This window comes from Gemmatimonadota bacterium (assembly GCA_040388625.1).
In the GTDB taxonomy this organism is placed as follows: Bacteria; Gemmatimonadota; Gemmatimonadetes; order Gemmatimonadales; family Gemmatimonadaceae; genus Fen-1247.
Genome location: JAZKBK010000013.1, coordinates 1 through 10,317 on the forward strand (window position 1 = coordinate 1; position 10,317 = coordinate 10,317).

14 protein-coding genes are annotated in these 10,317 nt (G+C 62.5%); 12 read left to right on the forward strand and 2 right to left on the reverse strand.

What is annotated here, in order from left to right:
- The 9 genes from V4529_17055 to V4529_17095 all read left to right on the forward strand — a co-directional run.
- Positions 1-477 (forward strand): hypothetical protein (locus V4529_17055; GenBank protein ID MES2360052.1); only part of this gene is annotated, 477 nt, incomplete at its 5' end.
- Positions 432-1,310 (forward strand): hypothetical protein, encoded by an 879-nt coding sequence (locus tag V4529_17060; GenBank protein ID MES2360053.1) that lies wholly within the window; start codon positions 432-434, stop codon positions 1,308-1,310. The genes V4529_17055 and V4529_17060, both read left to right, overlap by 46 nt.
- Positions 1,311-1,640: 330 nt before the next feature.
- A complete protein-coding gene (locus tag V4529_17065; GenBank protein MES2360054.1) occupies positions 1,641-2,105 on the forward strand; it encodes a hypothetical protein in 465 nt (154 codons plus the stop codon).
- A gap of 14 nt (positions 2,106-2,119) precedes the next feature.
- Complete coding sequence (locus V4529_17070) at positions 2,120-2,362, forward strand: hypothetical protein (protein MES2360055.1); 243 nt, start codon at positions 2,120-2,122, stop codon at positions 2,360-2,362.
- The gene (locus tag V4529_17075) at positions 2,359-5,289 is read left to right on the forward strand and encodes a hypothetical protein (GenBank protein MES2360056.1); all 2,931 of its coding nucleotides are present in this window, start codon (positions 2,359-2,361) and stop codon (positions 5,287-5,289) included. Before V4529_17070 ends, V4529_17075 begins: the two co-directional genes overlap by 4 nt.
- 165 nt (positions 5,290-5,454) lie before the next feature.
- Positions 5,455-5,670 (forward strand): hypothetical protein, encoded by a 216-nt coding sequence (locus V4529_17080; protein ID MES2360057.1) that lies wholly within the window; start codon positions 5,455-5,457, stop codon positions 5,668-5,670.
- Positions 5,667-5,852: a hypothetical protein gene (locus V4529_17085; protein MES2360058.1), complete on the forward strand. Its 186-nt coding sequence runs from the start codon at positions 5,667-5,669 to the stop codon at positions 5,850-5,852. The genes V4529_17080 and V4529_17085 overlap by 4 nt, the downstream gene beginning before the upstream one ends.
- 50 nt (positions 5,853-5,902) lie before the next feature.
- On the forward strand, positions 5,903-6,088 hold the full coding sequence (locus tag V4529_17090; protein ID MES2360059.1) for a hypothetical protein: 186 nt from the start codon (positions 5,903-5,905) through the stop codon (positions 6,086-6,088).
- A complete protein-coding gene (locus V4529_17095; GenBank protein MES2360060.1) occupies positions 6,085-7,296 on the forward strand; it encodes a site-specific integrase in 1,212 nt (403 codons plus the stop codon). The genes V4529_17090 and V4529_17095 overlap by 4 nt, the downstream gene beginning before the upstream one ends.
- A gap of 119 nt (positions 7,297-7,415) precedes the next feature.
- Here V4529_17095 and V4529_17100 read toward each other — a convergent pair whose 3' ends face one another.
- Both V4529_17100 and V4529_17105 read right to left on the reverse strand, forming a co-directional pair.
- Complete coding sequence (locus V4529_17100) at positions 7,416-7,892, reverse strand: hypothetical protein (protein MES2360061.1); 477 nt, start codon at positions 7,890-7,892, stop codon at positions 7,416-7,418.
- Between the two features lie 118 nt (positions 7,893-8,010).
- Positions 8,011-8,196, reverse strand: coding sequence for a hypothetical protein (locus V4529_17105; GenBank protein ID MES2360062.1), 186 nt, complete (start codon positions 8,194-8,196; stop codon positions 8,011-8,013).
- A 20-nt stretch (positions 8,197-8,216) separates the two neighbouring features.
- On the opposite strand from V4529_17105, the gene V4529_17110 reads away from it, so the two are divergent.
- From V4529_17110 to V4529_17120, 3 genes are all read left to right on the forward strand, one after another.
- Positions 8,217-9,095 carry a hypothetical protein gene (locus V4529_17110; GenBank protein ID MES2360063.1) on the forward strand — a complete coding sequence of 293 codons (879 nt, stop codon included), beginning with the start codon at positions 8,217-8,219 and terminating at the stop codon, positions 9,093-9,095.
- 582 nt (positions 9,096-9,677) lie between these two features.
- Positions 9,678-9,884, forward strand: a complete 207-nt coding sequence (locus tag V4529_17115) for a hypothetical protein (GenBank protein MES2360064.1) — start codon at positions 9,678-9,680, stop codon at positions 9,882-9,884.
- Entirely contained in the window at positions 9,881-10,249 is a 369-nt protein-coding gene (locus V4529_17120) for a hypothetical protein (GenBank protein ID MES2360065.1), read from the forward strand. The genes V4529_17115 and V4529_17120 overlap by 4 nt, the downstream gene beginning before the upstream one ends.
- The last annotated feature ends 68 nt before the right edge of the window (positions 10,250-10,317 follow it).

Here is a 10,317-nt window from a genome sequence, read left to right on the forward strand (position 1 = left end):
CAGACACGCAATGAAGTCCACCGAATGGGTTTTTTTGACAAAGGAGCGCAAGTGAGCGGTCAGAAGGGACGAAGCGGCGGAAACGGGCGCAAGAGTCGCGAAGTTCACCGGCTAGGAGGCACGCTCGGTAAGGGCGGGCGGCATCAGGAGCGGCCTCTGAGCCCGACGGCACTCTCGCGGCTGGCCGACGCGCAGACGGCCTACGACGAGACGAAGTACACGCGGACACGGCTCAGCGCGCGTCTAGCGGAGCTCGTGGCGGCTGGTACGAAGGCCGACCTCGCTCCACTCCTGCGGGAGATTCGGCATCAGGCGCTGTTGCTGTTGTCGCTGAGCGGCGCGATCGCGCGCCTGGAGCTCGAGGTACGAGACGCGGCGGTGAGTACGGCGCCGAGTCCGTTCGATGAATTTTTCACCGTGGCGAAATCGAAATGGCCCGCCACACCGACCGGGCCGGGGAACGGAAAGCTGACATGAGCATGTCGATCGCGGCGGCGCGGGGTCGATTGCAGGCGCTCGGCGTGACGCCGGCTGTGTTGGCGCCACCGTCGCAACGGCATCTCGACCGTGTGAAGGAACTCCAGGCGACGTTCGAGAAGGAAATCACCGACATCCGCGGCAAAGCTGACAAACGGATCAGCGAGTCAGAGCAGCATAGGCGGGAGCTGGTCGCGGAAAATCGGCTACACAAGAAGCTCCTCCGCGAGCGGTTGATCGAAGAACGGCGGCAAGCCGATCGCGTGGAACTCTGCCAGCGGCGCGGGTTCCGCAAATTTCTGGCGGACATCGGCGGGACACTCGGGCCGACCGAGCAGCGTCAATGGCTCGATGAAATCTCCGGCGACTTTGACGATCGGGACAATCCGCTGGTGAAGAAGATCGCGAGCTTCCTGCAGCACGTCTGGATGTCCGAAGCGATCGACATTCGAGACTGCGCCGATCCTCGGCTTGCGAACGGCACGGCGAGCCGGAAGGGACGCTGGATCGAAATCGGGCCATTGCGGAACCTCCGATTGTGCCTGATTGCACTCCATGAAACCGGGCACGTGGTCCATGCGGAGCTCCTCGACTATCGAGAAGTGGTTGCCGAGGACAAGTTTCACAAGATCAGCGTGCCGGCAGAACTCGAAAGCTGGCGCTGGACTGTGGCGAAGACGCCGGTCTGGACCGAGGACATGCACGGCGACATGACGCGGTTTTTGAACTCCTATCGGCGGTATGCGACGTCGGACGAAGCGACGGCGATCGATCAGCTCTGCTCGAATCTCAATTTTCGGCGCGTCCAACTGCGGATCGCCATAGGGGAATGACATGAGTAAATGGGAAACAGCGGCACTGAACGGCGAGCACGACCGCGGTCACGTAGGGGCGATGACGCTGTTCGAGGCGGATGTGCAACTGATGCGGGCCGGCGCGTATGTCTGCGCCTGCGGGTCAACGGCGACCGGCTTACACCGGGTCCAGGGGCGACTCGTGCGCTCGTGCAAGGCGTGTCGAGAGATCTCGCGGAGTAGGTCACTGGCGGCTCGGATGTCGAGTCGCTGATCGAGAAGGCCGGCCGTTCTCGATTGCGGTGGGGCCGGCGCCTGGACTGAACAGGTAGTTCACCATCGCAATCACTTTGAACTGGGAGAAAACAGATGGCAGCAGCAGTACAGCACTTTGAAGTCGTCAATCCACCCGAAGGCAGTTCGATCACCTTGAAGCACTTCATCCGGTGTGAAGGCGGCGTCGTCCCGACATGGGTCGAGGACTGCGCGAAACGCTACGACGGCAAGATCCCGCCTGACCGGCCGGTGTTTGTGGTGGACGTTCCAGCGGAAATGGCTGAACGGGCAGCGATGGTACCGGAGGTCGTTGATCTCACCCGTTTCACGAATGCAGAAACGATGGCCTATTTGCATTGGAGCGAATCTGATTACGTCACGGCGCGCGACCTCTTCGACTTTCCGAAAAATGATGCGTTTCGGGAAGACTTCGGCGTGTGGATCGGCGGCGGCGCGGGTGAACCGTGTCGGCTCAAGTCGGCCATCGATACGTGGCTCGTGAATTCGCGCGACAAGATCGCGGTGCTGTCTCGGTTGATTGCCAGCGCGAAACGCTGACCATGAATGACGGCATGTATCGCCGCATCGTCCGCGAAACACTCGGACGCGATGGCAAGCCGGACCCGTTTGAGGCGCTGGCGATTGCTCAGGAACGGGCACTCATCGCGCGAAACGTGGAAATCGCCAGCTTGCGCTGGCGTTTGGCTGGTGTGACGCGCCTGGTTCGCAGTCAGGCGCGCACGATCGCGCGGCATGAGGCGAACCTGCGGTACGCCGAGTCCATCATCTCGACTTTGCGGGGATTCACAGAATGAGGTTCCAGCCTTCGAAGCCGTGGACGAAACGACGACGGACGACTGGCGCCGGGCCGACTGCTCCCGCGGCGCCTGACACGCCAAGCACACCGAGTCCGGCAGATACGGGTACGGCGTACTACACGCTGTTATCGTGGGTGTCGGCGCGGGCCACGAACTTCGATGTCTATCTGAGCACGGTCAATCCGCCGACCACTATCGTCGCTCCGCAGATTCAATCGACCTCGTACATCCCAACGCTCCTGCCAGGCACGACGTACTACTGGAAGATCGTGGCGTTCAATGCCGGCGGCTCCGCAACCGGGCCGGTCTGGAGTTTCACGACATCAGCGGCGAGGACGACGCTATTTGAGCTGGCCGGGGACGTCGTGACCTCGCGGGTGCGGTTTCCGTCGTTGACGATCCATGACGTGCTCGGCGCGCAACCGAATACCGGATCGTGCGTGTTTGGGGACACGGCGCCGAATGCGGGAGAGGGGCTCAAGATCGGCCTCGGCACGCTCGATGATTCGGCGCTGATTTTCGGCGGAGAGATTCAGAGTCTCGATCAGACCTACGCCGGACTCCCTAACGTGAATCCGGTCTGGCCGGTGAGCCTGATCGATCACACCTTCCGGCTGAACAAGCGCCGGCCGTACGGTACCTGGGTGGAGACCTCGGCCTCCGTGATTGCGCGGGCGATTGCGGTGCGGTATGCGCCAGACTTCACGACGGTCGGTGTGCAGGACGGCCTGCCGAACGTCTCGATCATCTTCGACGGCTCTGAAGACTTCATGACGTGCATGCGCCGTCTGGCCACGGCGATCAGTGACTTCACTGTCGTCGGCAAAACCAAAGTCGATTACGCCAGAGACATCAAGCTCTTCCTGATCGATCCGGACGCGGAGCAACCCGATCCGATTAACACCACGCATCCGCCGCTCGACAAACCGTCCCCTATTGAGTTCAGCATCGATCACTCGCAGATCCGCACGCGCGTCTCCGGCAAAGGCCACAGTGAAGCGATCCCGACTGATGTCTCAATCGGAGAAACGATCCTGCCGGTGCCAGATGCGGTGATGTTCAACGTGAATGGCGGCACGGCGATCACGGGCGTCACGTCCTCTGGCGCGCAAGCGCAGGTTGTCACGTATGAGGGCGTGCAGCTCGGCGGCGGCGGCTCTTTAGTGGGTCCAGGGGCCGCGCCCAGTGTCGCGCCGTTACTCGCGGTCTCGGTCGGCGCTGGTCTTAGCTCAGGTCTGTACGGCTACGCCTACACGGATGTCACGGCGTCTGGCGAATCGCTCCCATCGCCATTGGGCACTATTACCGTCGGGACTTATCCGGCACCGACCTCTGCGCCGGCGGTCGGAACGCCGACGGCCGGGACCGGACCAGACGCGGGCGTTCACCTTTATGGAGTCTCGTACGTGACTGCGACCGGCGAAACCGTGCCGGGGCCGACTAGTTCAGTCACGACGGGCAGCGTCCCGATCGCGGCGCCGAGTAGTGCGCCGACGCTCACCGAAGTCGCCGGGACTCAATTTTGGGCCCCTGGCGATCACGTTCAGGTCGGTGTCACGTTCGTGACGGCCGCCGGAGAAACCACGGTGGGTCCGGCCGGGACCGTCGTGATCGCGCTGCCGTTTGGCAACAATCAGATCGACGTCAGCAACATTCCCCTTGGCCCAGGCGGGACCGTGTCGCGGAAGCTCTATCGGATTCAGGTCACCGGGACCACACCGACCGGGAACATCTTTGTAGTTGCGATCGGCGACAACGTCTCGACGACGCTGACGAATCTCCAGGCGGGCTCGCTCTACAGCAGCAGCGGGCAGTTTGGGCCAGTCAGTAACACGGCGGGAAACTCTGACGTGCATGTCGTCCCACTGTCGGCGATTCCCCTCGGGCCGAGCGGGACGACGGGCCGGAAGATCTACCGCACGGCGGCCGGCGGATCCCAATTGAAGCTGCTCACCACGATCTCTGACAATTCCACCACCACTTGGATCGACGGCGCGACTGACGCCAGCCTTGGTTCGAACGCGCTCGCGGTGGGCTCGGCGACAGCGAATCAGGTGGCGATCTTCTACGTCTCGACGGGTCCGTCTCCCACGACCAGCCGCAATATATACAGGACGTTGGTCAATGGCTCCCAGTTGTATTTATGGGGACCCATCGCGGACAACGTCAACACGAATGCGGGTCTCGACAACGTGCCTGATGCCGTTATCGCCGGGAATGCGATCGCGCCGACGTCTGATACATCTGGCCTGACGCAGCCGTCGGGACAAGTCAACGCGGGATCCACGACGTTGCTGACCGCCAGCGCGGGGCCGTTTCAGTTCAACGGCGGCTGGGCCATCCTGGGCGGCGGACAGACCGTGCGGTATACCGGCTACAGCGGCAACACGCTCACCGGGATTCCCGCGAGTGGTCCAGGCGCCATCACGACAACCGTGCTCTATGGCTCTCAGGTGCTCCCGTCGCCCGCGGTGGTTGGGATCAATCAGTGGAATGGCGTTCCGCTGGCGATGGCGAAAGGCTCGGCCGTGGCGATCTGGGTGCAGCGGGACGATCTCTCCGCGCAGGCGGCGCTCGGCCAGTTAGAACTCGATGAGGACGGCAACCCGACTGACGGGATCCGTGAGTACACGATCACTGACGGGCGCTTCGGGGAAGACTTACTGATTGCCACGTGTGACGCGGACTTGGCACAGTTCAGCCGTCCGATCGTGTCCTGCCAGTATTCCACGCGGGATCCGAAGACGAAAGCGGGACGGACGGTCTCGATCGATCTTGGCGGTTTCGGAGAAGCGGGCGACTACACGATTCAATCGGTGGATCTGAGTTTCGATAGTCCGTACACGCTGCCATTGCGGCGAGTCACGGCATCATCGACGGCGTTCACCTTGGCGCAATTGCTCCAGCGTGTCCTGATTGGCTGATTTGCAAGATGGCGGGTGACTGTGGCAGGGTATGCGGTACGCCGGCCCGTGCGTCAAACACGAACCGGCGCCCCGACTCGGAACATCAGCGCGTTAACGCCGATGGACCTGCCGCAGATGTTAGCACCTGCCTCAGTGCCGTTGGCCTCTCATTGGGAGGTCAGAATGCCGAAAGAGACGCTCGACCCACGGCCCGCGGCCAACGCAGTGCAAAAGCTCCTCGGGAAACTCGACGCGATCGGCCGGCGGTCGCCGAAAGACCTGCACGCGCTAGACGTGCTCGCGGATCTCGTTTTGGAACGGCTCGGGCCGGACCTCGAGCCGGCGGCGTATCACTGGAAGTGTGACGAGCCGAGCGTGACGAAGCGCGGTGCGCGATGAAGGCCGCTGCGCCGTTTCAGTTGTTGAAGTTCACGCCGAAACCGGCGGCGGTCGACCCGCCAGACCTGCAAGCCGCGATCGATACGCTGGCGTACCTGTACGAGCAGGACGGCAAGGACTTTCGCCTTTGCGTGGGATTCCTCAACCACCTGATCGAACAGCGGAAAAGTGGTGCGCGATGAAGGCCGTCACCCTCGACGCGGCAGAACACTTGAACGGGAGAACCTAGACCATGACACTTATTTCGGATGGCCACATGGCCCTGGCCGACTCCGGCTTATCACTCGCGTCGATCGGGAAGAAGATGCGCGACGAAGGCCGAACGCAAGACGAGATCGACACAACGCTAGCGTTTGTGATCAGGGTGCGAGAGTTCATTGCTGATAATCCGTCTCTGAAGATCGAGAAACCGTCGTGAGCGTTCGGAAGTTCTGCAGCCCGCGGCTGCCGGCGGACCATCCGCTGCACTGCCTGAAGTCGCCCAACTGCGAGCACCATTGGTTCTACGATTTCCGCGTCAACCGGATGCGCTACCGGAACACGACGGAGACGGCCAACAAGCAGGACGCGAAGAACATCGAGGCGCGCGAGCGATCGCGCGTCCTCGACGGCCGGCACCAGATCCGCCAGCAGCCCGACGTCACGTTCAAGACGTTCGGGAACACGTATCTGACCGACTACGCGGAGCAGCACAAGCGCAGTGTGGAGCGGGACCGGGAGATTCTCAAGGTGCTGGGGCGGGCGTTCGGGTCGCTCATCCTGCACGAGATCACGGCGCACCGGATCGAGCAGTTCAAACGCGAGCGGCTGACAGGGAAATGGCGCGGCCACAAGCACAAGGGCGCCGAGAAACCGATCCAGCCGGGGACGGTCAACCGGGAGCTCGACACGCTCCGCGGCGTGTTCTCGAAGGCGGTGGAGTGGGGCTACTTGGTCGAACATCCCATGCGGCGCGTGAAGCGCCTACGGGTCGACAACCGCCGCACGCGCATCCTGACGGCTGACGAGCAATCCCGGCTCCTGGCGGCGTGTCCTCGCAAGCTGGGGCGGATGGTCACGTTGGCGCTGATGACCGGCGCCCGCATCGGCGAGCTACTGGCGCTCCGCTGGGTCGACCTCGAGGCGGGGGAGTTGGTGTTTCTGGAAACGAAGAACGGCAGGACACGGCGGCTCCCGATCGGTCCGGGCCTCCGTGCGGTGTTCGACGCCATCCCGCACACCTCATCGGAGTGGGTGTTCACCAACACCAGGACGCACGATCGCTACACGGTCAACGGGGTGGCGCACTCGTTCAAGCGGGCCGTCCTACGGGCCGGCATCGGCAGCGGCGATGTCACGCTGCACACGCTCCGGCATACCGCTCTGAGCCAGATGATTGCCGGCGGGCTGGACGACTACACCGTCATGGAGGTGTCGGGGCACTCCTCGACGCGGATGCTGGCCCGCTACACACACCCGACGGCGGAACGGAAGGTCGCGGCGCTGGAGAGCTTCGCGCCGTCGATGGGCAGAACCTGGGCAGAACGGGAATTTGAGGGGTGGAAACGAAGTGGTGGACCGCAGGAGGATCGAACTCCTGACCTCCGCGTTGCGAACGCCACTGGTAAGAAGCGGAAAGCGCCGTGATGTCAACAGGTTGCGGTCTATTCGTTTTTGATTCTGCCCAACCCTGAAATCTGCACAATCATTGATGGTTCCGTATAGCGCCTCACACCCGATGGGCAGAACGACGGGCAGAATGGAATCTAGAGGTGCTTCGCGCGGCGAAGCCATGTTCTCATGGTTGACCGGTTCACCTTGTGCTTCGTGGCGAGGGTCTTGGCTGGATTAGGATCGCACGCCAGACGCAACTCCTGATCCTCCCGCAGGTATTGGCGCAACTTGTTGCGGTTAGGCGGCGCTGTCTTCGCCAGCGGCTGCTTCCGTGTCTCTAGTGGATCTGAGCGGTGGATCGTTTCCTTGAGGCCTTTCAAGGCACCAAGGAGACGACGAGCGGTCCCAAGCTTGACGCCTCGAAGCAATTGCGCTGTCACCCCGGCCAACGGAACCGTCTGACCCGCCTCGACGCGCGTCCGCCACGACTCCAACGCCGAACTAGACGGGCTGATCTCTAACGCGGCGATCACGACGTCGCGCCCTGCCCGCATGCCGTAGTACGTCACCGTCCACTCGTCGTCGATCCGCTCCTGCCAGGTCACGGTGATCCAATCCCGCCAGGTCACGGACAACCGGTCTCTTTTCACGGTTCGCGTCCCCTGTTGCAAAACTCTCATCGGCGACAGTTTCGGCAGTTTACAACAGCTTGGCTGTCTGTTGCAATGAGGTTCTATGAAGATCCTTCTACGACGCCGAGACGCCGCCGCCGCGCTCTCCGTGAGCGAGAGCCAACTGTTGAAATGGGAGACTGCAGGCCTGCTGCACCCGATCGACCTCGCCGAATCTGGCGGCGGTATTCGCGCTGTTCGATATGACGCTCGAGAGGTAGAAGCCCTTGGGCAGCGATTTATTGCGACAGCGCTTGAACACCGGAGCGCGCGGTGAACGGCATGAAGGGCCGCGGGAAATCACGCCGCAACATCGACTTGATCGAGGCCGCCAGGGCGATCTTGTCGGACATCCAGCCAGCGACGGTGCGCGCGGTCTGCTACCAGTTGTTCACCCGCGGCTTGATCGCCTCAATGGCGAAGAACGAGACGAACAAGGTCAGCACGCAGCTCAGGGACGCGCGCGAGGCGGGCTCGATCCCGTGGGCGTGGATCGTAGACGAGACGCGAGAGCCAGAGCGCATCAATGCCTGGGAAAATCCGGCGGCGTTTGTCGAGACGGTGAAACGATCGTACCGCCGGGACCGCTGGGCGATGCAGCCCGAATGGATCGAGGTGTGGTCCGAGAAGGGCACGATCCGCGGCACGTTGGCCCCGGTGTTGGACGACTTCGGCGTGACGTTCCGGGTGATGCACGGCTACGGCTCCTCGACCGCGCTCCACCAGGCCGCCGATGATAGCAATGGTAGTGCCAAGCGGCTGACGGTCCTCTACGTCGGCGACTGGGACCCCAGCGGCATGCACATGAGCGACGTTGACCTGCCGGCGCGCCTCGCACGGTACGGCGGCAACGTCGAGATCGTACGTGTGGCGCTCACCGCGGGCGACCTCGCCGGCCTTCCGTCATTCCCGGCTAAGCCATCCGATGTGCGGTATCGCTGGTATCGCGAGCGGTACGGTGACAAGGCCTGGGAACTCGACGCGCTGAACCCGGCGACACTCAGGGAACGCGTCGAGAACACCATCACGATGTACCTCGACATTCCGGTCTGGAACCGCGCGGGGGTAGCCGAGCGCGCCGAGCAGGAGTCGCTCACCAGCATCTTGAACACCTGGCCGGGTATTTCAAGGCCTGCCTCGGAAAGCGGTGGGGCGGTCTAGGCCGTGGCCGTTTACCTCGTGGACCTCGTGCTGAAGGCCAAGATGCCGGCCGACATGCGGCGGAGTCGGGCCGCGAAGAAGCTGCTGCTGGTGTGCTTAGCGAAGGTCTGCCAGAACGAGCACGGCTTGGAGTGTTACCCCTCGCGTTCCACGATGGCGCTGGCGGCCGAATGTAGCGAACGGACCATCGACGCCTACTTGACCGACCTCGTGCGTCGCGGGTTCATCTCAGAGACCGACAAGCCACGGCGACACCGCCCGCGGACATGGTGCCTCCACGTTGACAGCCTGTTAGACCTGCAGCCTATAGCTGCCACTCTACGGCAAGCGGAAGACTCGCAACCCATAGCTGCCACTCTAGCCACAGAAGAGCCGGTCGGCGCGGAGGTTTTAGACAGGCAGTCTGACGCGGTAGACCTGCAACTGGGAAATCTAGACTCGCAGATACGACGTTTAGACTCGCAGCCATGTGTTGCTACCGAACGTAGTGAACGTTCTTATGAACGTAGTGAACAAGTACCCGGCGCTATCGCGCCGCCTGTTAGCAGCGATAGAAACGAACCTACGCCGCAAGACTTCGCCGTGACGAAGCGCCTGGCGTTCGAGACGATCGAAGAACTCGGCCCGACGGCGGCCTATCCCGACTTGACCGAAGGCCTCAAGACGAAGGTGGCGAGGCTGCACATCAACTACAACACGACCTCTATCCACGTCTCGCTGCTGACCGCACTGTCGGCTACTAAGGGGCGGCTAGGTTCCCCTAGAGCTGTCGTTCAGAGGACAGCATGAGCAAGACCAACGAGTCTCTGGACCGGACGCGATGGCAGCAGCTTCGAGCTGAACGCGACGATCTACCTCTGTTCGATGACCGACGACTCACCAACCACATCGTCAGGAGAAACCATATGGCTAAGCCTAAGGCGACAGTGATCAGTACCGACGTGTTAGCAGGGCAGGGCTGTGGCGGCAGCCGCATCGTGAGCGTGCCGAACCCAGCACCAGGCCAAGGGCCATCGGGTGGCGACAAGGCATTGAGCACCGAGGTGCAGGTAGGTCCACTGTCGAGCAACCCGCCAACACCAGCACCGAAGGCGGGCAGCCCTAACTTGAGCACCGATACCGGCTTCAACTTGAACAGCACACTGCAGGGCTGAGTCGGTGTCAGGACGCGAGGCGTATGGCCCTTCGAAAGGTAACGCCAAGGCCGTCCAAACAGATCGGA

Excerpts from the sequence above, each read along its gene's own strand:
- V4529_17090 (MES2360059.1), top strand. The coding sequence starts at position 5,903 with ATGACACTTATTTCGGATGGCCACATGGCCCTGGCCGACTCCGGCTTA.
- V4529_17070 (MES2360055.1), top strand. The coding sequence starts at position 2,120 with ATGTATCGCCGCATCGTCCGCGAAACACTCGGACGCGATGGCAAGCCG.
- V4529_17120 (MES2360065.1), top strand. The coding sequence starts at position 9,881 with ATGAGCAAGACCAACGAGTCTCTGGACCGGACGCGATGGCAGCAGCTT.
- V4529_17075 (MES2360056.1), top strand. The coding sequence starts at position 2,359 with ATGAGGTTCCAGCCTTCGAAGCCGTGGACGAAACGACGACGGACGACT.
- V4529_17080 (MES2360057.1), top strand. The coding sequence starts at position 5,455 with ATGCCGAAAGAGACGCTCGACCCACGGCCCGCGGCCAACGCAGTGCAA.
- V4529_17065 (MES2360054.1), top strand. The coding sequence starts at position 1,641 with ATGGCAGCAGCAGTACAGCACTTTGAAGTCGTCAATCCACCCGAAGGC.
- V4529_17060 (MES2360053.1), top strand. The coding sequence starts at position 432 with ATGGCCCGCCACACCGACCGGGCCGGGGAACGGAAAGCTGACATGAGC.
- V4529_17110 (MES2360063.1), top strand. The coding sequence starts at position 8,217 with ATGAAGGGCCGCGGGAAATCACGCCGCAACATCGACTTGATCGAGGCC.
- V4529_17085 (MES2360058.1), top strand. The coding sequence starts at position 5,667 with ATGAAGGCCGCTGCGCCGTTTCAGTTGTTGAAGTTCACGCCGAAACCG.